Origin of the sequence: Micromonospora alfalfae (assembly GCF_022230925.1) — a bacterium.
GTDB classification, from domain to species: Bacteria; Actinomycetota; Actinomycetes; order Mycobacteriales; family Micromonosporaceae; genus Micromonospora; species Micromonospora alfalfae.
On the sequence record NZ_JAKKFH010000010.1, the window covers coordinates 1 to 21,456 of the forward strand.

Below are 21,456 nucleotides of genomic sequence, written 5' to 3' on the forward strand. Positions count from 1 at the left end.
AAGACGAGCGCAGCACGGACAGAGAGACCCGGCGACAACGCGAGGGCCGTCGTCGCCAACATACGCCGGCACCAGCACCGACACCAACGGCGTGAGCCACTCCTACGAGGGCGGGCACTACATCAGCGTCGTCGGCTACCACGACAACGGCACCACCGTCACCATCGCCGACTCCGCCGACCCCAACCAAGCCGCCTACCAGATCAGCGTCGAACACCTCGCCGACTGGATCGCCACCCGCGGCTACGCCACCAGCTGACACCCACACACACACACGCACACACCGAAGGGCCGGACCCCCACAGGGTCCGGCCCTTCGGCATGACCTCAGTCGGTGGCGAGGACGGCCAGGATGTGCTCGCCGTACTTGGCGAGTTTGTTCTCGCCGACCCCGCTGACCCGGGCCAGGTCAGCCAGCGTGCTGGGCGCGTCGCTGGCGATCTGTCGCAGCGTGGCGTCGTGAAAGATGACGTACGCCGGGACGCCCTGCTCCTTGGCGGTGGTCGCGCGCCAGGCCCGCAAGCGCTCGAACAGCGACGCGGCGGCCGGGGTCAGCTCGGCCACGACTGTGGACGCGCCGCGCGGCTTCGATGAGCGGCTCGATGCCGGCTTCTCCGGCTCACGGCGCATGGTGACCGTACGGCGGCGAGCGAGGACGTCGGCGCTCGCCTCGGTCAGCGCCAGCGTGCCGTAGTCGCCCTCCACGGCGAGGAGCCCTTCGGCGAGCAGTTGCCGGACGACGCCCCGCCACTCGGCCTCGCTGTGCTCGGAGCCGATGCCGAAGACGGTCAGCGAGTCGTGACCGTACTGGCTGATCTTGTCGGTCTGCTTGCCGAGCAGGATGTCGATGCAGTGCCCGGCGCCGAAGCGCTGGTTGCGTTCGCGGTCGAGGCGGAAGACGGCGGAGAGCAACTTCTGGGCGGCGACGGTGCCGTCCCAGGACTCCGGTGGGGTGAGGCAGGTGTCGCAGTTGCCGCAGGCGGCCGTCGTCGTTTCGCCGAAGTATTCGAGCAGTTGGACCCGCCGGCAGCGCACCGTCTCGCAGAGGGCGAGCATCGCGTCCAGGTGCGCGGCCAGGTTGCGGCGGTGGGCGAGGTCCCCGTCGGATGTTTCGATCATCTTGCGTTGCTGGACCACGTCCTGAAGGCCGTATGCCAGCCAGGCGGTGGACGGCAGGCCGTCCCGGCCGGCTCGGCCGGTCTCCTGGTAGTAGCCCTCGACGGACTTGGGCAGGTCGAGGTGGGCGACGAACCGCACGTCGGGCTTGTCGATGCCCATGCCGAAGGCGATGGTGGCCACCATGACCAGGCCGTCTTCCCGCAGGAAGCGCTGCTGGTTGCGAGCGCGGGTGCCGGCGTCCAGCCCCGCGTGGTACGGCAGCGCGGCGACCCCGTTGGCGGTGAGGAACTCCGCCGTCTTGTCGACGGAGGCACGGGACAGGCAGTAGACGATGCCGGCGTCGCCGGGGTGCTCGTCGCGCAGCAGGGTCAGCAACTGTTTGCGGGGTTCGCGCTTGGGCACGATCCGGTACTGGATGTTGGGCCTGTCGAAACTGGCAACGAAGTGCCGGGCGTCGTCGAGTTTGAGCCGGGTCGCGATCTCGGTGCGGGTGGCGCTGGTCGCGGTGGCGGTCAGGGCGATGCGGGGTACCTGCGGCCAGCGTTCGTGCAGCATCGACAGCGCGAGGTAGTCGGGGCGGAAGTCGTGCCCCCACTGGGACACGCAGTGCGCCTCGTCGATCGCGAACAGGGAGATGCGGCCCCGGTCGAGCAGGGCGAGGGTGGATCGGACGCCGAGCGCCTCCGGGGCCAGGTAGAGCAGGTCCAGTTCGCCGGCGACGAAGGCGGCCTCGACCCGTCGCCGGGCGTCGAGGGTCTGGGTGGAGTTGAGGAACCCGGCGCGTACGCCGACCGCGGTGAGGGCGTCCACCTGGTCCTGCATGAGCGCGATCAGTGGGGACACGACGACGGCGACCCCGTCGCGGACCAGGGCCGGGATCTGGTAGCACAGGGACTTGCCGCCACCGGTGGGCATCAACACCAGCGCGTCGCCGCCGGCGACCACATGGTCGATCACGTCCTGCTGGAAGCCACGGAACGCGTCGTAGCCGAAGACCCGGCCCAGCACGTCCAGGGCGTCGGAGGCGGTACGCAGGTCGGTGGGAGAAGCCATCCGGGGAGTCTACGAGCCGACGCCGACAGCGCCCGTCCGGCGCACCCGGGTCGGGTGGGCCGGAAGGGCGAGCGGTCAGCCGGGCTGGCTGGGTCTCTGGGCCAGGCCGCGCGGCGGGGCCTTCATCCCGACCACGATGTCGACGATCTCGATGTAGCGGGCCTTGTTGCCCATGCGGAAGGCGGTGGCCGCCGCGTCGGGAGGGCGACAGTCGAAATGGTCAGCGGCCGCCGTCCGGCCACGGGTGCCGGGCCGCGACCGGGTGGCGGGATAGAGTCGCTGATTGACCAATCGCGGCCGAGGGCGGCCGCGGCGCCACGGCTTGGGGGTACGGGTGAGCGAGGCGCGCGCAGCCGGTGACCGGATCGACGGCCCGGATGCTGATGACGAGCAGATGGCGGCTGAGTCGGAGACCACCCTGGTGGTGGTCACCGGCCTTTCCGGGGGTGGCCGCAGCACTGTGGCCCGGGCGTTGGAGAACGTCGGCTACTACGTCGTGGACAACCTGCCGCAGGCCCTGATGTTGGACATGGCCGAGTTGGCGTTCAAGGCGGGCGGCGCCGCCCGTCGTACCGCCATGGTGCTGGACGTGCGGTCACGGGCCTTCTCCACGGACCTGGCCGGGGCGATCCGGGAGCTCAAGGAGCGCGGATTCTCGCCCCGGGTGGTCTTCGTCGACGCCGACGACGAGGTGCTGATCAGGCGGTTCGAGAGCGTTCGGCGTTCGCATCCGTTGCAGGGTGACGGGCGGCTGGCCGACGGCATCGCCGTGGAGCGCGGCCTGCTGGAGGAGGCCCGTGACCAGGCCGACGTGATCATCGACACCAGCCACCTGAACGTCAACCAGCTCCGGCGCCGCATCGAGGAGCTGTTCGGCGGCGAGGACGCCCGCCGGCTGCGGGTGACTGTGTTGTCGTTCGGCTTCAAGTACGGCCTGCCACCGGACGCTGATTTCGTGTTGGACGCCCGCTTCCTGCCCAATCCGTACTGGGTGCCGGAGCTGCGTGAGCACACCGGGCGGGAGGAGGCGGTCAGCGCGTACGTGCTGGGCCAGGAGGGCGCGGACGCCTTCGTCGCCTCGTACGCCGACCTGGTCAACGCCACCACGACCGGCTTCGAGCGGGAGGGCAAGCGGTACCTCACGGTCGCCGTGGGCTGCACCGGCGGCAAGCACCGCAGCGTCGCCATCGCCGAGGAGTTGGCCAGCCGACTGCGTCACTCCGGGTTGGCGGCGAACGCCCAGCACCGCGACCTGGGGCGGGAATGACGGCCCGGCGGGTGGTGGCGTTCGGCGGCGGGCACGGCCTGTCCGCCTCGTTGCGTGCGCTGCGCCACTGCGCTCCCGAACTCGACCTCGACATCACAGCGGTGGTCACGGTGGGTGACGACGGTGGCTCCAGTGGTCGGCTGCGGGCCGAGCGGGGTGGCCTACCGCCGGGAGACCTGCGTCAGGCGCTGGTGGCGTTGGCCGGGGACCACCCGGCGACCCGGCGCAGCGCCGGGCTGTTCCAGCACCGCTTCGCCGCCGTACCGGTGGGCGTACCCGGAACTGGCGGGACCGGCCCGGGGCCGGCGGCGAGCGGCCCGGACCGGGACGGCACAGCCCCGCGTGGCACCGACGGTGCGTCGGCCGGCACCGACGGTCTGACCGGGCACGCGGTGGGCAATTTGATGCTCTGCGGCCTCATGGAGCTGCTCGGCGACCCGGTGGCCGCGCTGGAGCACGCCGGGGCGATGCTCGGCGCGGTGGGCCGGGTGTTGCCGATGTCCCGCCAACCGGTCGGCATCGAGGCGCGGGTACGCGGTGCCGACCCGGCCGACCCGGACGAAGTGCGCACTGTCAGTGGCCAGCACCAGGTGGCCGTAACCACCGGGCGGGTCGAGTCGTTGCGTCTCACGCCGAGCGCCCCACCGGCGTGCGCCGAGGCCATCGAGGCGATCCGCGCCGCCGATTGGTTGATCTTCGGACCGGGCAGTTGGTACACGAGTGTGCTTCCGCACCTGCTGGTGCCGCAGTTGGCCGACGCTATCGTGTCCACCTCGGCCCGGCGGCTGGTGACGCTGAACCTCGCCGCGGAGAAGGAGACCCTCGGGCTCTCCGTCGCCGATCATCTCGCGGCGCTGCACTGGTACCTGCCCGAACTCAAGGTGGATCTTGTGCTCGCCGATGCCAAGGCGGTGGGTGACCCCGAACCGGTCGAACGTGCGGCAGAATCGCTGGGTGCCCGCCTGGTCCTCGCCCCCGTCGCCGTTGTCGACGGGACTCCCCGCCATGATCCGGCTGCCCTGGGCGCCGCGCTGGTGCCTGTCCTGGGTGCCGATCGTTAGACACGTACGTAATCTCCGGCGACACGCCGGAACAGGTCCGTGAGGGGACGCACAATGGCGATGACGGCCGCGGTCAAGGACGAGCTGAGTCGGGTCGACGTGCCCAAACCCTGCTGTCGGCGGGCGGAGATGGCCGCGCTGCTGCGCTTCGCTGGCGGGCTGCACATCGTCTCCGGCCGCGTTGTGGTGGAGGCTGAACTGGACACCGGGGCGGTGGCCCGGCGGCTGCGGCGGGAGATCGCCGAGGTCTACGGCTACCCCAGCGAGATCCACGTGCTGGCCTCCGGTGGGCTGCGCAAGGGCAGCCACTTCATCGTGCGGGTGGTCAAGGACGGCGAGGCCCTGGCGCGGCAGACCGGCCTGCTCGACGTGCGGGGTCGCCCGGTGCGTGGGCTGCCCCCGCACGTGGTGGCGGCCAACGTCTGCTGCGCGGTCTCCGCGTGGCGGGGCGCGTTCATGGCGCACGGCTCGCTCACCGAGCCGGGCCGCTCCAGCGCGTTGGAGATCACCTGCCCGGGGCCGGAGTCGGCGTTGGCGCTGGTCGGCGCAGCCCGCCGCATCGGCATCACCGCGAAGAACCGCGAGGTACGCGGGGTGGACCGGGTGGTCGTCAAGGACGGTGACGCGATCGCCGCGCTGCTCACCCGGATCGGCGCGCACTCCAGCGTGCTGGCCTGGGAGGAGCGCCGGGTACGCCGCGAGGTGCGGGCCACCGCCAACCGGCTCGCCAACTTCGACGACGCCAACCTGCGCCGCTCGGCGCGGGCCGCGGTCGCCGCCGCCGCCCGGGTCACCCGTGCGCTGGAGATCCTCGCCGAAGAGGCGCCCAACCACCTGACCGACGCCGGTCGGCTGCGTCTGGAGCACCGGCAGGCGTCGCTGGAGGAGTTGGGGGCCCTTGCCGACCCCCCGCTGACCAAGGACGCCATCGCGGGGCGGATCCGCCGGCTCCTGGCGCTGGCCGACAAGCGAGCCCGCGACCTTGGCATCCCGGATACCGAAGCGGCAGTCACGCCCGACATGCTCGTGGTCTGATAGGACGGTGGGGCCGCACGGTGCGCCCGGGAGCACGACCCGGCGCAGCGTGGTCTCGCACGCTCGGATAAGGTCGCTGAGTACGGCAAGGGGGCCGACACCCGGCACTTCTCGTCGTGCCCACCGCCTCGGGCGGTCAGGTCCTCAGACCGCGCGGCGGGGTGGCCGAGATGAACCGTCGACGGCCGGCTCCAACGGTCGGCGCACACCATTCCCGCCGGCCCGTTGTCTGAAGCCGGCGGACCAGAACGCGAGGAGATGGGACCTGTGACCATCCGGGTTGGCATCAACGGCTTTGGCCGAATCGGCCGTAACTTCTTCCGGGCAGTGCTGGCGTCCGACGCCGACATCGAGGTCGTGGCGGTGAACGACCTGACCGACAACGGCACGCTCGCCCACCTGCTCAAGTACGACAGCATCCTCGGTCGCCTGCCGTACGAGGTCAAGGCCACCGCCGACGAGATCACCGTCGGTGGCAAGACCATCAAGGCGTACGCCGAGAAGGACCCGTCGAAGCTGCCGTGGGGCGAGGTCGGCGCCGACGTCGTCATCGAGTCGACCGGCTTCTTCACCGACGCCACCAAGGCCAAGGCGCACGTCGACGGCGGGGCCAAGAAGGTCATCATCTCCGCCCCGGCGAAGAACGAGGACGTCACCGTCGTCATGGGTGTCAACCACGACACCTACGACCCGGCGAAGCACACCATCATCTCCAACGCCTCGTGCACCACCAACTGCCTCGCCCCGATGGCGAAGGTCCTGCACGACACGTTCGGCATCCAGCACGGTCTGATGACGACGATCCACGCGTACACCCAGGACCAGAACCTCCAGGACGCGCCGCACTCGGACCTGCGTCGTGCCCGGGCCGCCGCGCTGAACATCGTGCCGACCTCGACCGGTGCCGCCAAGGCGATCGGCCTGGTCCTGCCGGACCTCAAGGGCAAGCTCGACGGGTACGCCCTGCGGGTGCCGATCCCGACCGGCTCGGTCACCGACCTCACCGTCAACGTGGGTCGCGAGACCACCGTGGACGAGGTCAACGCCGCGCTGAAGGCCGCCGCGGACGGCCCGCTCAAGGGCATCCTGGTCTACAACGAGGACCCGATCGTCTCCACCGACATCGTGACCGACCCGGCGTCGTGCATCTTCGACGCGCCGCTGACCAAGGTCGTCGGCAACCAGGTCAAGGTCGTCGGCTGGTACGACAACGAGTGGGGCTACTCCAACCGGCTGGTCGACCTCGTCAAGCTGGTCGGTTCGTCGCTGTGAGCATCCGGACCCTCGACGACCTGCTCGCCGAGGGGGTGTCGGGTCGGCGCGTGCTGGTGCGCGCCGACCTGAACGTCCCGCTCGACAAGCAGACCGGTGCCATCACTGATGACGGCCGGATCCGCGCGGTGCTGCCGACTCTCGGCGCGCTGGTCGAGGCCGGCGCGAAGGTGGTCGTCTGTTCGCACCTGGGCCGCCCGAAGGGCGCTCCGGACCCGCAGTTCAGCCTGGGCCCGGTCGCCGGGCGGCTCGGTGAGCTGCTCGGCGCGCCGGTGCACTTCGCCACCGACACCGTGGGTGAGTCGGCCCGCTCCACCGTCGCGGACCTGGCCGACGGCCAGGTCGCCCTTCTGGAGAACCTGCGTTTCAACGCCGGTGAGACCAGCAAGGACGAGGCGGAGCGGGGCGCCTTCGCCGATCAGCTCGCCGCGTTCGGCGATGCGTACGTGGACGACGCGTTCGGCGCCGTGCACCGCAAGCACGCCAGCGTCTTCGACGTGCCGGCCCGGTTGCCGCACGTCGCGGGTCGGCTGGTGCTGCGTGAGGTCGAGGTGCTCTCCAAGCTCACCGCTGACCCTGAGCGCCCGTACGTGGTGGTGCTCGGTGGGTCGAAGGTGTCCGACAAGCTCGCCGTGATCGAGGCTCTGCTGCCCACTGTCGACCGGCTGCTCATCGGTGGCGGGATGTGCTTCACCTTCCTCAAGGCCCAGGGCCTGGAGGTGGGCACCTCGCTGCTGGAGAAGGACATGGTCGACACCTGCCGCAACCTGCTGGAGCGGTCCGGCGGCAAGATCATGCTGCCGGTCGACGTGGTGGTCGCGGACGCGTTCGCTCCGGACGCGGCGCACGACACGGTGCGGGTCGACGGCATCCCGAGCCACCGGCTCGGCCTGGACGTCGGCCCGGAGACGGTGGCGGGCTTCAGCGCCGCGCTGTCCCAGGCGAAGACGATCTTCTGGAACGGCCCGATGGGCGTGTTCGAGATGCCGGCCTTCGCGGCGGGCACCCGGGGGATCGCCGAGGCGATCACCAAGGCCGACGCGTTCAGCGTCGTCGGCGGCGGCGACTCCGCTGCGGCCGTCCGTGCCCTGGGGCTGGACGAGTCGTCCTTCGGGCACATCTCCACCGGTGGTGGCGCCTCCCTGGAATACCTCGAGGGCAAGACCCTCCCCGGCATCGCGGCCCTGGAGAACTGAATGTCGAGCACCACCCGCCGGCCGCTGATGGCCGGCAACTGGAAGATGAACCTCAACCACCTCGAGGCCAACCTGCTGGTGCAGAAGCTGGCGGCGAGCCTCACCGAAAAGCAGCTCACCGCCGTCGAGACGGTCGTGCTGCCACCCTTCACCGACCTGCGCACCGTGCAGACCGCGGTGGACGGGGACAAGCTGCTGATCGGCTACGGCGGGCAGGACCTCTCCCCGCACGCGTCCGGTGCGTACACCGGGGACATCTCCGGGCCGATGCTGGCCAAGCTCGGCTGCACCTACGTGGTGGTCGGGCACTCCGAGCGGCGGGCCTACCACAACGAGGACGACGCGCTGGTCAACGCCAAGGTCAAGGCGGCGTTGACGCACGGCCTGACGCCGATCCTCTGCGTGGGGGAGGGGCTGGACATTCGCGAGCAGGGCACCCACGTTGCGCACTGCTCCGACCAGCTCGACGGGGGCCTCGCCGGGCTCACCCCCGAGCAGGTGCGGCAGGTCGTGATCGCGTACGAGCCGGTCTGGGCGATCGGCACGGGCAAGACCGCGACCCCGGACGACGCCCAGGAGGTCTGCGGGGCGGTCCGTCAGCGGCTGGCGGAACGCTTCGACCAGGAGACCGCCGACCAGGTTCGGGTCCTCTACGGCGGCTCGGTCAAGGCGTCCAACGTCGCCTCGATCATGGCCCAAACGGACGTGGACGGGGGCCTGGTGGGGGGCGCCAGCCTGGACGCCGAGGAATTCGCTCAGATCTGCCGGTTCCCGGAGCACCTCGCCCGCTGATCGCTCGGTATCCTTGACACCGCCCGTCCGCCGGTCGGTGCCGCCGTGCCCGATCAGACCGGGCGAGGATCGCTACGAGAGGAACTGACCCCAGCCATGCCGATCTGGTTCGCATACACGTTGATCGTGTTGCTGGTCATCACGAGCATTCTGCTCACCCTGCTGATCCTGCTGCACCGTGGCAAGGGTGGCGGTCTGTCGAGCATGTTCGGCGGTGGCGTCAGCTCCAGCCTCGCCGGCTCTTCGGTCGCGGAGAAAAACCTGGACCGCTACACCGTTCTGGTGAGCGTCGTCTGGTTCGCCGCCATCGTCGGCCTCGGGCTCTGGCTGCGCCTCCAAATGAACAGCGGCACCTGAGCAGGCTCAGCAAGTCGTACAATCTGCGCGCGGTTCGTCACTCGACGGGCCGCGCGCAGGCTTTTCTCCGCTGCACCGCGTCGCCCGCCGCTCCACCCCCGAAGACGGCGGGTCCCCTCCGACGACAGGAGCGAGCAGCCGTGCCGAATGGCAACGTTATCCGGGGAGCCCGGGTCGGGTCCGCACCGATGCGCCCGGACGAGCGGCACCAACCCGCCCCCCGACAGGACGTCACCTACTGGTGCCGTAACGACCACCGGGTCGACATCAGGATCGCCGCGGACGTCGAACCGCCACCCCTGTGGGACTGCCCCCGCTGTGGCCTACCCGCCGGCCGAGACGCCCAGAACCCCCCGGGTCGGGTCCGCGCCGAACCGTACAAAAGCCACCTGGCGTACGTGAAGGAGCGGCGCACCGCCGAGGAGGGGGAGGCCCTGCTCGCCGAGGCGCTCGCCGCACTACGCCGTCGACGCGGCGAGTAGCGGGCTCCTCGCCGCGCTCAGCGCAGACTGCGCAGGCGGACGGGCACGTCGGCTGCGGCAGCCCGGTCCAGCAGCCAGCGGGTGCGGTTCACGCCGCGCACGCCGGCCGCCGGCAACTGCACCGGCCCGGCGCCGGCCAACGCCATACCCACAGCGCGAGCCTTGTCGGCGCCGGCGGCCACCAGCCAGACCTCCTCGGCGGTGTTGATCGCCGACAGGGTGAGGGTGGTCCGCGTCGGCGGCGGCTTGGGGCTGCCCCGCACCGCGCTGACCGGCCGGGTCTCGTAGCCCACCGGGTGCTCGGGGAAGACCGAGGCCACGTGGCCGTCCTCGCCGACGCCCAGCATCAGCACGTCGAAGTGCGGCACTGTGGCGTGCCCGGGCCGGGCGGCGCGGGCCAGTTCCTCCGCGTACGCCGCAGCGGCCGCCTCGGGGTCGTTGCCGGCCGGGCCGTCCGAGGCCGGCATCGCGTGCACCCGGGCCGGATCCAGCGGCACCACGTCCAGCAGGGCGGCGCGGGCCTGCGTCTCGTTGCGGTCCGGATCACCGGCGGGCAGGAACCGTTCGTCACCCCACCACACGTCGACCCGGGACCAGTCAACAGCGTCGCGGGCCGGCAGCGTCGCCACCGCCCGGTACACGGCCGCGGCGACCCGACCTCCGGTGAGCACCACCGAGGCTTCGCCCCGGTCGGCCTGGGCGTCGAGCAGCTTCACCAGCAACCGGGCCGCCACTGCCTGCGCCAGCAGGTCGGCGTCGGCGTGCACGGCGACACTCGCCTCACTCATGGTTGCGCCTTCGTTTCCCGACCGCGAGGCGGTCGCTGTCGTCCCCGGGCCGGTGTGCCCGAGGTGGTAGGGGCAGGAACCCCTGACATTGCGGGGCAGGGCCGGTGCGTACCGGCCCTGCCCGACGTTGTGCCCCCGCTGGGCTCAGCCCTCGCCGCTCGTGCCGGCGTGCGCGGTGACCCCGGCCTCGGCGCGCTGCGCGGTGGCCGGATCCTTCCAGACGTGGACCCGCTGCGGGGGGCGCTGCTCCAGCCCTCGCAGCCCGACCGTCGCGCCCAGCGCCTCCGCGTACACCTGGTCGGCGTCCAGCCGGCGCAGCTCCTCGGCCAGCTCGTCGCCGAGCGGGCGGCGCACCAGCGGCAGGGCCCTGTCGTCCTGGCCCGTCCGCCGGAACACGGCCATGCTGTCCTCGCGGGTCAACGTCAGCTGGTCGCCGTTGGCGCAGCTGAGCTGCACCTCCCGCATCCGAGGGAACTCGTTGCTGTCCACCCGGCGTGGGGTGATGCCGAGCCGGCTGGACAGCCAACCGGCCATCAGCGCCGCCGTCGGGTCGGTGGGAGGCGCGACGATGGTCGCCTCGGTGACCTGGGCGTTGGTGGTGTCGAACGCCCCGGCGACCAGGGTGCGCCACGGGGTGATCCGGGTCCACGCCAGGTCGGTGTCGCCCGGGGCGTAGTCCCGGGCACGCTGCCGCAGCGCCTCCACCGGGTCGGCGGCCTGCGCGGAGTCGGTGATCCTCCGGTCGGCCACCACCCCGAGGAAGTCGGTGGCGATCTCCGCCGGTGGCTCGCCGTGCCACCAGGTCACCACCGGCACGTCGGGAACGAGCAGCGGCATCACCACCGACTCGGCGTGCAGGGACAACCGGCCGTACATCCGGGTGACCACGGCCTCGCAGGGGCCGAGCCGGCCACCGACCACGATCTCCGCGTCCAGTCGGTTGCGGTCCCGCTCGATCTCCGAGCGGACCACCACCACGAGGCGACACGGGTGCGCGGCGGCCGCGATCGTCGCCGCAGCCTCCGCCTCCCGGACCCGCTTCTCGTCCACGACCACGATGAGGGTGAGCGCCATGCCGCTGGCCACCCCGCCGGCGCTTCGCCGCTCGGCGGCGAGCGCCTTGACCACCTCGTTGCCGGTGGTGTCCCACAACCCGATCATGCTCTCCTCCAGGCGCGGCCCTCGCGGGCCAGCATCTCGTCGGAGGCCCTGGGGCCCCACTCGCCGGCCCGGTACGGCTCCGGTGTGGTGCCCTCCCAGGCGTGCTCCAGGGGGTCGATCACCTGCCAGCTCTGCTCGACCTCGGCCGCGTCCGGGAACAGGGTGCGGTCGCCGATCAGCACGTCCAGCACCAGACGCTCGTACGCCTCGGGGCTGGACTCGGTGAACGCCTCGCCGTACTGGAAGTCCATCGCGATGTCGCGGACCTCCATCGTCGTGCCCGGCACCTTCGAGCCGAACTTGAGCACCACGCCCTCGTCCGGCTGCACCCGGATGACCAACTGGTTGTTGCCCAGCGACTCCATGTCGGCGTCGTTGAACGGCAGGTGCGGCGCCTTCTTGAACATGATGGCGACTTCGGTGACCCGTCGGGGCAGCCGCTTGCCGGCCCGAATGTAGAACGGCACCTCCGCCCAGCGGCGGTTCTGGATGCCCAACCGCACCGCCACGTACGTCTCAGTGGTGGAGTCGGCGGGGACGTCCCGCTCGTCCAGGTAACCGACAGCGCGCTCGCCGCCGACCCAGCCCGGCAGGTACTGACCGCGCACGGTGTCCCGTGCGACGTCCTTGGGCAGGGTGATGGCCTTGAGCACCTTCAGCTTCTCGGCCCGGATCTCGTCGGCGTCGAAGCTAGTCGGCTCCTCCATCGCCACCAGGGCGAGGAGTTGGAGAAGGTGGTTCTGGAGCACGTCGCGGGCGGTGCCGACGGTGTCGTAGAAGCCGGCGCGGGTGCCGATGCCGACGTCCTCCGCCATGGTGATCTGCACCGAGTCGACGTACTTGGAGTTCCACAGCGGCTCGAACAGGTTGTTGGCGAACCGCAGGGCGAGGATGTTCTGAACGGTCTCCTTGCCCAGGTAGTGGTCGATCCGGAAGACGTCCTGCCTGGTGAACACGTCGTCGACGAGGTCGTTGAGCGCCTTCGCCGAGGGCAGGTCGTTGCCGAACGGCTTCTCCACCACGACCCGGCGCCAACCGCCGGACTTGTCGTTGTCGGCCATTCCGGTTCGAGCCAGCTGCTTGAGCACGACGGGGAACGCCGCCGGCGGGATGGAGAAGTAGAACGCCGCGTTGCCGGTGATGCCGTGGGTCTGACGCAGATCGTCAAGCGTCGAGGCGAGGGTGTCGAAGGCGTCGTCGTCGTCGAACGACCCGCCGACGAACTTGATGTTGCCGGCCAGCCGCGCCCACACCTCGTCCCGCCACGGGGTACGGGCGTGCTTGCGGGCAGCCTCGCAGGCCAACGTCTCGAAGTCGCCGTCACCCCAGTCGCGGCGCGCGAAACCGAGCACCACGAAGCCCGGCGGCAACAGCCCCCGGTTGGCCAGGTCGTAGACCGCGGGGAGCAGCTTCTTGCGGGCCAGGTCGCCGGTCACCCCGAAGATCACCAGAGCGCAGGGCTCCGGGATCCGGGGCAACCGGCGGTCCTGCGGGTCGCGCAGCGGGTTCACCGAACCGCCTCCTCGCTCCGCTTCAGTCACGTCGTCCATCCTCACGCCCGCAGATCACCGGCCGCGTCCAGTAGTTGGGCGACACCGGTGGCACGGTCGGTCAGGTGCAGTCGCAGCACCGGCCGCTCCCGACCAGCGAGAGCCTGCCGGTCACCGGCGGCCTGCGCCGCCTGCAACTCACCGAAGGTGTACGGCTTGCCCGGCACCGCCAGGTCCTCGGCGACCCCGCCGGTCACCTGGAGGTAGCTGCCCACCTGCGGGCCGCCCTTGTGGTACTGGCCCGTCGAGTGCAGGAATCGCGGACCCCAGCCGAAGGTCACCGGCCGGCCGCCCGCCTGCGCCAGCAGCGACCGCAGCCGGGCCGCGTCGGCGTCGGCGAACCGGTCCAGGTACGCCATCACCGCGAGGTAACCGTCGTCGCCCAGCCCGTCGAGCAGCCAGCGCAGCACACCCGCCAGGTCTCCGGGGGCGCCCTGCGGGGCGTACACCTCGATCGCGCCCTCGGTGAACGACGGCGTCTCCGCCGGCAGGCCCGAGGCCAGGATCTTGTTGGTGTTCTCCTTGGACTCGGTGACGTTCGGCTGGTTGAACGGGTCGATGCCGAGCACGACACCGGCAACCGCTGTGGCGTACTCCCAGGCCAGGAACTGCGCGCCCAGCGGGCCGTTGACGGCCACGTCCGGGTTCGCCCCGCCGCCCGGCATGTCACCGGGGGCCAGCGCGCCGCCGTAGCTGACGGTCAGCACGTCCGCACCGGTGGCGCCGGGGCTCTGCGGAGACTCGACGACCACCGGGAGGATGCCCACCCCGGCCTTGCCTGTCGACTCGGCGATCAGCTGCTCGGCCCAGTCGCCGAGCCCGTCGATGCCGGTGCCGTCGGAGACCAGGGCGACCTTGTCCCGGGCGAGGGTGGCCGCGGCGCCCAGGGCGGCGCCCAGCGCCAGCGCCGGGTTGTTCTGGTCCGCGCCGAGCGACGTGGCCAGCGCGTCGGCCTGGTCGAGCAGTTCAGCGACCTCGACCCCGGCCAACGCCGATGGCACCAGACCGAACGCGGTGAGCGCCGAGTACCGGCCGCCGACGTTCGGGTCGGCGAGCACCGTGAACGCACCCATCTCGGCCGCGGTGGCCTCCAGCGGCGAACCCGGGTCGGTGACGATGACGAAGTGCCGGCCGGCCTCCGCCTCGGTCATCCCGGCGTCCAGGAACGCCTGCCAGTACGCGCGCCGGTGGCTGTCGGTCTCCACAGTCGACCCGGACTTGCTGGCCACCACCACGACCGTGCGCTCCAGCCGGTCACCGAGCGCCGCCCGGACCTGGCCCGGGTCGGTGGTGTCCAGCACTGTCAACGGGCGGCCCAGCGTCCGGGTGATCACCTCGGGCGCGAGCGACGAGCCGCCCATGCCGGCGAGCACCACGTGATCCAGGTCGGCCAGTTCCGCGGTCAGCTCGGCCAACTGGACGAGCAGCTCGCGGCTGCGCCGGTGGGTGTCCACCCAGCCCAGCCGGACCTTCGCCTCGGCCTCGGCGTCCGGACCCCACAGGCTCGCGTCCTTGCCCGCCAGCTTGCCCGGGACGCCGGCCTTGACCAGCGCGTCCCGGGTCGAGGCGGGCGCGGCCTTGTCGACCGCGTCCGCGCCGTAGACGGAAAGCCCGGCGGCTGCCTCCACCGGCCCACTAAGCAGGTCGCTCATGCCGTCACTCCGCTTCGCTGCGTGCCGTCATGAGGCACCTTCGCGCTGGGCTTGATGATTCGCTCGCTCATGCGCCACCGGCCTTCTCGGCGGACTTGGCGTTGCCCTTGGCTGCCTTGTTCGGCGCGCCCTTGCCCTTGGCAGCCGCCTCCAGGGACTTGCGGACCCCGTCGAGCAGCTCCTGCCAGCTCGCCTCGAACTTCTCCACACCCTCGCGCTCCAGGGTGGCGATCACGTCGGCCATGTCCACCCCGACCGACTCCAGGTCGGCGAAGACCTTCCGGGCCGCGTCGTAGGCGCCGGTGACGGTGTCGCCGCGGGTCTCGCCATGATCGGCGTACGCGTGGATGACCGACTCCGGCATGGTGTTGACGGTGCCGGGGGCGATCAGCTCCTCGACGTAGATGACGTCCCGGTAGTCCGGGTTCTTCGTCGAGGTGGACGCCCACAGCGGCCGCTGCGGGTGCGCGCCGGCGGCGGCGAGCGCCTTCCAGCGGTCGGAGGAGAACACCTCGCTGTAGCGCTCGTACGCCAGCTGCGCGTTGGCGACGGCGGCCTTGCCCTTGAGGGCCTTCGCCTGGTCGGAGCCGACCTTCTCCAGCCGCTTGTCGACCTCGGAGTCGACCCGGGAGACGAAGAACGACGCCACCGAGCCGATCTTGGACAGGTCGTGGCCGTTCGCCTTGGCCCGCTCCAGGCCGGCGAGGAACGCCTCCATGACCGCCGAGTAGCGGTCCAGACCGAAGATCAGCGTCACGTTGACGCTGATCCCCTCGGCGAGGGTGTCGGTGATCGCCGACAGGCCCTCCTCGGTGGCCGGGATCTTGATGAAGAGGTTGGGCCGGTCGACCAGCCACCACAGCGCCTTGGCCTCGGCGACGGTCTTGTCCGCGTCGTGCGCGCTGCGCGGGTCCACCTCGATCGAGACCCGGCCGTCGACACCGTCGCTGCCGTCGTACGAGGGGCGCATCACGTCGCAGGCCCACCGCACGTCGTACGTGGTGAGCATGCGCACCGACTCCTCGACCTCGACGCCACGGGTGGCGAGGTCGTGCAGCTGCCAGTTGTACTCGTCGGCGTCGCTCAGCGCCTTTGCGAAGATCGTCGGGTTGGTGGTGACGCCCGCCACGTGCTTCTCGCGGCGGAGCTGGTCCAGCCCGCCGGAGCTCAAACGCACCCGGGAAAGATCGTCGAGCCAGACCGCCACGCCCGCGGCGGTGAGCTCATTCAGCTTGTCCGTCATGCCGTCCACGCTCCCTCAGTTGCCGGTCGTGAAACCGGTGATGTCGCCCACCCGGGCCAGCGAGGCGTGTGCTGCCGCCACGATCCGGTCGGGGGTGAACCCGAACTGCTCGAAGAGCACGGTGTGCGGGGCGCTCGCTCCGTAGTGCTCCAGGCTCACGCTCTCGCCCAGGTCACCGACGATGCCGCGCCAGGACATCGCGATGCCCGCCTCCACGCTCACCCTTGCCTTTACCCCGCGCGGGAGCACCGACTCCCGGTACGCCTCGTCCTGCTCGTAGAACCACTCCTGGCAGGGCATCGAGACGACCCGGGTCGGGGTGCCGTCGGCCTCCAGCCGCTCCCGGGCGGTCAGGCAGAGCTGCACCTCGGAACCGGTGCCGACGATGATCACCTGAGGCTTGCCGTTGGACGCCTCGGCCAGCACGTAGCCGCCCTTGGCCACACCCTCCGCGCCGCCCAGGACGTCGCGGTCCATGGTCGGCAGCGGCTGACGGCTCAGCGCCAGCGCGGTGGGCCGGTCGGTGTGCTCCAGCGCCTGCCGCCAGGCCCAGGCGGTCTCGTTGGCGTCCGCCGGACGGACCACGTCCAGGCCCGGGATGGCGCGCAGCGCGGTCAGGTGCTCCACCGGCTGGTGGGTCGGGCCGTCCTCGCCGAGGCCGATCGAGTCGTGCGTCCAGACGTAGGTCACCGGCAGCTTCATCAGCGCGGCCAGCCGCACCGACGGACGCATGTAGTCGCTGAAGACCAGGAACGTGCCGCCGTACGGGCGGGTGCCACCGTGCAGGGCGATGCCGTTGAGGATCGCGCCCATGGCGTGCTCACGGATGCCGAAGTGCAGCGTGCGGCCGTACTCGTGACCGGGGAAGTCCTTGGTGGCGTGCGCGGCCGGGATGAACGACGGCTCGCCCTTCATCGTGGTGTTGTTGCTCTCGGCCAGGTCGGCCGAGCCGCCCCACAGCTCCGGGAGCACCGGCGCGAGCGCCTCCAGCACCTTGCCGGAGGCGGCCCGGGTGGCCACCCCCTTGGCGTCCGCGGGGAAGACCGGCAACGCGTCGGTCCAGCCGTCCGGCAGTACGTGACCAGCCAACCGCTCGTAGAGCGCGGTGCGCTCCGGGTTGGCCTTCTTCCAGGCGTCGAACGCGGTGGTCCACTCCTGCTGGGCGTCGGAGCCGCGGCCCATCACCGTGCGGGCGTGGCTGAGCACCTCCTCGTCGACCTGGAAGGTCTGCTCCGGGTCGAAGTCGAGGATCCGCTTGGTGGCCTTCACCTCGTCGGCGCCGAGCGCCGAACCGTGGATCTTGCCGGTGTTCTGCTTGTTGGGCGCGGGCCAGCCGATGATGGTGCGCAGCGCGATGAAGGAGGGGCGGGCGGTCTCCGCCCGGGCAGCCACCAACGCCGCGTACAGCGCCTCGGCGTCCTCGTGGTAGTCACTCTGGTCGGCGTCGCCGCTGCGCCAGTCGACGGTCTGCACGTGCCAGCCGTACGCCTCGTAGCGGGCTGCCACGTCCTCGCTCTTGGCGATCCGGGTGTCGTCCTCGATGGAGATCTCGTTGTCGTCGTAGATCACCGTGAGGTTGCCGAGCTGCTGGTGCCCGGCGAGGGCGCTGGCCTCGTGGCTGATGCCCTCCTCGATGTCACCGTCGGAGACGATGCACCAGATGTCGTGGTCGAAGACGGACGCGCCCAGCTCGGCCTCGGGGTCGAACAGGCCGCGCTCGCGGCGGGCCGCCATGGCCATGCCGACCGCGTTGCCCAGACCCTGCCCGAGCGGGCCGGTGGTGGTCTCCACGCCCGGCGTGTGCCCGTGCTCGGGGTGCCCCGGCGTCTGCGAGCCCCACTGCCGCAGCGACTTGAGGTCGTCCAGGCTCAGCGGGTAACCGGAGAGGAACAGCTGGATGTAGAGCGTCAGGCTGGAGTGCCCGGCGGAGAGCACGAAGCGGTCGCGGCCCGGCCAGTTCGGGTCGGCCGGGTTGTGCCGCATGACGCGGTTGAAGAGGAGGTACGCCGCGGGCGCGAGGCTCATCGCGGTGCCCGGGTGACCGTTGCCGGATTTCTCTACGGCGTCCATGGCCAGCACGCGGACGGTGTCTACGGCCCGGCGATCGAGGTCGGACCAGTTCAGTGCGGGGTGCTCGGGTCGTTTAACAGCCACGATGGTTGTGCTCCTCGGCAGATGGGCGGAACCCTCACCGATGACCTTATCGAGCGTCCCTAAACGTGCGCCCGGGGATCTGCGCATGGTGTGCGCTACGTGACCATCCGGATGCTCGGTTCAACCCGGTGGTGTGACGGCCCGCACCGTTGTCGGGTCGGCCGGGCAGCCAAAACGACGACGCGTAGTGTGTGGGGCGGTATGCGGACCCGACTGGTCCCGACCGATCCGATCTCCCCGTGCCCGATGCCGGAAGGTGGCAATCCGTGAGCATGATCACCGAGCGCCCCGCGAGCAACCCGGCCGGGCCCCACCCGGCGCGGGCGGCCGAGGGCCCGGTGGCCCGGCGGGACGTACGCGCGGTCCTCTCGGCGTACGTGACGCTCACCAAGCCGCGGATCGTCGAGTTGCTGCTGGTCACCACCATCCCGGCGATGATGCTCGCCGAGGGCGGGCTGCCGTCGCTGTGGCTGATGGCCATCGTGCTGATCGGTGGCTCGCTCGCCGCTGGCGCGGCCAGCGTCCTCAACTGCTACATCGACCGCGACATCGACCAGCTGATGCGGCGTACCAAGCGTCGACCGCTGCCGGCGCACACCGTGTCACCGCGAAGCGCGCTGATCTTCGGTCTGGTGCTGGCGGCGGTGTCGGTGGCCCTGATGGCTGCGTTCACCAACCTGCTGGCCGCCGGGCTGACCCTCGCCGCGATCGCCTACTACGACCTCGTCTACACCCTGTGGCTCAAGCGTTCCACCCCGACGAACACCTTCTGGGGCGGCGCGTGCGGGGCGGCGCCGGTGCTGATCGGGTGGGCTGCCGTGACCGGCTCGCTGGCGCCGGCCGCCTGGGGGCTCTTCGCGGTGGTCTTCTTCTGGCAGATGCCGCACTTCTACCCGCTCGCCATGAAGTACAAGGACGACTACGCCCGGGCCGGCATCCCGATGCTGCCGGTGGTGGCCTCGATCCGCCGGGTGAACGCCGAGATCCTGATCTTCGCGTGGCTCACGGTGCTCACCTCCCTGGCCGTCTGGCCGCTGGGGCTCAGCGCGATCTACGGTGTTCCGACCCTGGTGGTGGGTGCCATCTTCGTGGTCGAGGCACACCGGCTCTGCCGGCGCGCGACGCGCGGCGAGGCGGTCAAGCCGATGCGACTGTTCCACTGGTCGACGACGTACCTGACGATCGTCTTCGTGGCTGTCGCGCTCGACGCGCTGATCTGACCCGTCCCGTACGGCCCGGCTCTGCCCTTCGCGTCCACGGCAATGGCTTTCGCCTGTCGGCTTCGCCGCCTGTCGGCGTCCGTGCGCGCTGCTGCTCGGCTCGGCTCCTCGACCCTCGCACCGTCTGACAGTTGTCGCGCCGTGGCTCGGCCGACGGCTGTCGTGTCCTAGCTCGGTCTGACGGCTGTCGCGGCTTGGCCGACGGCGAGTGCCGCCGATGATCTACTGACTAATCATGGACGTGGATGAGTTGTCCAGGTTTAACGTCACATCAGAGTAACTTTCAGCATGAGTCGGATCGGCTCAACCTGGGGCGGTTCGGGCCCGATTTCTCGACGTGCTTTGAGCGCAAAAGTCGGTAAATAATCGGACAGCAAACCTGTGCTCATCCTTAAACCTGTAGGTAATTGGCATCACAAAAGGTTCATGGTTCTCGCGCGACGGGGTGGAACTCTGCTTAGGCTTCGCGTCATGGCAGATGGTTCCGATACGACGCTGACGGCCGAGCAGACCGCCGACGAGCAGGCGCCCCAAGGCCTGGTCGCGGGCCTCAAGGCGTTCGCGGCCGGACACGGCGGCGCGAAGGCGGTCATCGAGTACGTCGGCAAGCGTGGCGCGCGGATCGTCCTGGTGGGTTCCGACGGCGAGTGGGGCGACCAGTTCGCCGACGACACCGTCACCGCCCGGGAGGCGTGCGCCAAGGCGGGAGTCACCGTCGAGAACGCCTGGGAGCGTGAACTGATGGACCAGATGCGTCCGAGCAACGACCTCTGGCGGTCGATGGCCCGGCGCACGATGGCCCGCTGAAGAGACAGCTGAATTGACCACATATCACCAGTCGACCCGGGGGGAACCCCGGGTCGCTCTCGTTACCTGCTCGGACCTGGCCGACCTCGACCCGGACGACCGGCTGGTCCTGGCCCCGCTCGCCGCCCGTGGCGTCGCCGTCCAGACCGCCATCTGGGACGACCCCGACGTCGACTGGTCGTCCTACGACCTGGTCGTGCTCCGCTCACCCTGGGACTACGCGCTACGCCGCGACGAGTTCGTGTCCTGGGCGGCCACCGTGCCGACGCTGGTAAACCCGGCAGACGTGGTCCGCTGGAACACCGACAAGCGTTACCTCGCCGAGCTGAGCGCCGCCGGGGTGCCAACCGTGCCGACGTCGTGGATCGAGCCGGGGGAGAGCTGGCAGCTGCCCGCCGAGACCGGCGAATACGTACTCAAGCCCGCGGTCAGCGCCGGCAGCCAGGACACCGGCCGGTACGACCTGGCTGACCCGCAACACCGGGACCTGGCCGCCGCACACGTTCGCCGACTATCCGAGGCCGGCCGGGTCACCATGGTCCAGCCGTACCTGCGGGCCGTCGACACCGAGGGCGAGACGGCCCTGCTCTTCCTGGCCGGCCCCGAAGGGCTCGCGTTCAGCCACGCGATCCGCAAGGGGCCGATGCTGTCCGGGCCGGACCTCGGGCCGGACGGGCTGTACAAGGCCGAAGAGATCACCGCCCGCACCGCTCGCCCCGAGCAGTTGGCGGTGGCCGAGCAGACCCTCGCGACGGTGCCCGGCGGCACCCGACAGCTGCTCTACGCCCGGGTCGACCTGATCCCCGGCCCGGACGGCGAGCCGGTCCTGGTCGAGCTGGAGCTGACCGAGCCGTCGCTCTTCATCGGGTACGCCGACGGCGCCCCCGACCGCCTCGCCAACGCGATCAGCACCCACCTGGCCCGCAACGCCTAACCACTCACACAACAAGCAATCCCCGCTCGTGCCGCTCGTGCCGCTCGTGCCGCCCGTGTCGCCGCCGGCAAGATCGCGCAATATCTTGGTTCTAGTGGCTTCCCGGCGCTCCGTGGCCACTACATCCTGGTTCGAGTGCGATCTTGGTGGCCGGTGGCCGGTGGCCGTTGGCCGCTAAACGCGGCTTCCGGTCTCCCCAGCGGCGGGGTTCGTCCTCAAGATCCGCGCAATATCAGGGATATTGCTGTCTCCCGCGTGTCGGAGGCAGCGACATCCGGGAAGTTGCGTAGATCTTGGCGCGGGGCGCGGGGCG

18 protein-coding genes and 1 pseudogene are annotated in these 21,456 nt (G+C 70.8%); 12 read left to right on the forward strand and 7 right to left on the reverse strand.

The genetic code is table 11. The annotated features are described in order from the left end of the window. Positions 1-259 (forward strand): annotated as a pseudogene (locus MED01_RS10670) (C39 family peptidase); the annotation flags it as partial. 68 nt (positions 260-327) lie between these two features. Here the strand turns inward: MED01_RS10670 and recQ are convergent. Continuing rightward, complete coding sequence (recQ, locus tag MED01_RS10675; protein ID WP_238668357.1) at positions 328-2,172, reverse strand: DNA helicase RecQ; 1,845 nt, start codon at positions 2,170-2,172, stop codon at positions 328-330. A gap of 394 nt (positions 2,173-2,566) precedes the next feature. Between recQ and rapZ the strand changes: the two genes are divergently transcribed. From rapZ to MED01_RS10715, 8 genes are all read left to right on the forward strand, one after another. Beyond that, positions 2,567-3,439: an RNase adapter RapZ gene (gene rapZ, locus MED01_RS10680; protein WP_112588408.1), complete on the forward strand. Its 873-nt coding sequence runs from the start codon at positions 2,567-2,569 to the stop codon at positions 3,437-3,439. After that, a complete protein-coding gene (locus MED01_RS10685) occupies positions 3,436-4,500 on the forward strand; it encodes a gluconeogenesis factor YvcK family protein (protein WP_238668358.1) in 1,065 nt (354 codons plus the stop codon). The genes rapZ and MED01_RS10685 overlap by 4 nt, the downstream gene beginning before the upstream one ends. A 54-nt stretch (positions 4,501-4,554) precedes the next feature. Beyond that, on the forward strand, positions 4,555-5,535 hold the full coding sequence (whiA, locus tag MED01_RS10690; protein WP_030491583.1) for a DNA-binding protein WhiA: 981 nt from the start codon (positions 4,555-4,557) through the stop codon (positions 5,533-5,535). A 267-nt stretch (positions 5,536-5,802) separates the two neighbouring features. Beyond that, a complete protein-coding gene (gene gap / locus MED01_RS10695; RefSeq protein ID WP_088988543.1) occupies positions 5,803-6,807 on the forward strand; it encodes a type I glyceraldehyde-3-phosphate dehydrogenase in 1,005 nt (334 codons plus the stop codon). Further along, positions 6,804-8,003 carry a phosphoglycerate kinase gene (locus MED01_RS10700; RefSeq protein WP_238668359.1) on the forward strand — a complete coding sequence of 400 codons (1,200 nt, stop codon included), beginning with the start codon at positions 6,804-6,806 and terminating at the stop codon, positions 8,001-8,003. Before gap ends, MED01_RS10700 begins: the two co-directional genes overlap by 4 nt. Then, on the forward strand, positions 8,004-8,795 hold the full coding sequence (gene tpiA, locus MED01_RS10705) for a triose-phosphate isomerase (protein WP_238668360.1): 792 nt from the start codon (positions 8,004-8,006) through the stop codon (positions 8,793-8,795). It abuts the gene before it with no gap. Between the two features lie 96 nt (positions 8,796-8,891). Further along, complete coding sequence (secG, locus tag MED01_RS10710; RefSeq protein ID WP_238668369.1) at positions 8,892-9,152, forward strand: preprotein translocase subunit SecG; 261 nt, start codon at positions 8,892-8,894, stop codon at positions 9,150-9,152. A gap of 140 nt (positions 9,153-9,292) precedes the next feature. Then, the gene (locus MED01_RS10715) at positions 9,293-9,634 is read left to right on the forward strand and encodes an RNA polymerase-binding protein RbpA (RefSeq protein WP_124853953.1); all 342 of its coding nucleotides are present in this window, start codon (positions 9,293-9,295) and stop codon (positions 9,632-9,634) included. Positions 9,635-9,651: 17 nt separating this feature from the next. On the opposite strand, the gene pgl is transcribed toward MED01_RS10715, so the two are convergent. The 6 genes from pgl to tkt form a co-directional block, all read right to left on the reverse strand. After that, positions 9,652-10,422, reverse strand: a complete 771-nt coding sequence (gene pgl, locus MED01_RS10720; RefSeq protein WP_238668361.1) for a 6-phosphogluconolactonase — start codon at positions 10,420-10,422, stop codon at positions 9,652-9,654. A gap of 144 nt (positions 10,423-10,566) precedes the next feature. Then, the gene (locus tag MED01_RS10725; RefSeq protein WP_238668362.1) at positions 10,567-11,583 is read right to left on the reverse strand and encodes a glucose-6-phosphate dehydrogenase assembly protein OpcA; all 1,017 of its coding nucleotides are present in this window, start codon (positions 11,581-11,583) and stop codon (positions 10,567-10,569) included. Then, complete coding sequence (gene zwf, locus MED01_RS10730; protein ID WP_238668363.1) at positions 11,580-13,133, reverse strand: glucose-6-phosphate dehydrogenase; 1,554 nt, start codon at positions 13,131-13,133, stop codon at positions 11,580-11,582. Before zwf ends, MED01_RS10725 begins: the two co-directional genes overlap by 4 nt. A gap of 2 nt (positions 13,134-13,135) precedes the next feature. Continuing rightward, complete coding sequence (locus MED01_RS10735; protein WP_238668364.1) at positions 13,136-14,785, reverse strand: phosphoglucose isomerase-related protein; 1,650 nt, start codon at positions 14,783-14,785, stop codon at positions 13,136-13,138. A 67-nt stretch (positions 14,786-14,852) separates the two neighbouring features. After that, positions 14,853-16,028, reverse strand: coding sequence for a transaldolase (gene tal, locus MED01_RS10740; RefSeq protein ID WP_238668365.1), 1,176 nt, complete (start codon positions 16,026-16,028; stop codon positions 14,853-14,855). A 15-nt stretch (positions 16,029-16,043) separates the two neighbouring features. Next, on the reverse strand, positions 16,044-18,182 hold the full coding sequence (gene tkt / locus MED01_RS10745) for a transketolase (protein ID WP_238668366.1): 2,139 nt from the start codon (positions 18,180-18,182) through the stop codon (positions 16,044-16,046). 266 nt (positions 18,183-18,448) lie between these two features. Between tkt and MED01_RS10750 the strand changes: the two genes are divergently transcribed. The 3 genes from MED01_RS10750 (at position 18,449) to MED01_RS10760 (ending at position 21,143) form a co-directional block, all read left to right on the forward strand. After that, a complete protein-coding gene (locus tag MED01_RS10750) occupies positions 18,449-19,402 on the forward strand; it encodes a heme o synthase (RefSeq protein ID WP_238668367.1) in 954 nt (317 codons plus the stop codon). Between the two features lie 471 nt (positions 19,403-19,873). Then, the gene (locus tag MED01_RS10755; RefSeq protein WP_210784996.1) at positions 19,874-20,209 is read left to right on the forward strand and encodes a hypothetical protein; all 336 of its coding nucleotides are present in this window, start codon (positions 19,874-19,876) and stop codon (positions 20,207-20,209) included. Positions 20,210-20,222: 13 nt separating this feature from the next. Beyond that, complete coding sequence (locus tag MED01_RS10760; protein WP_238668368.1) at positions 20,223-21,143, forward strand: ATP-grasp domain-containing protein; 921 nt, start codon at positions 20,223-20,225, stop codon at positions 21,141-21,143. The last annotated feature ends 313 nt before the right edge of the window (positions 21,144-21,456 follow it).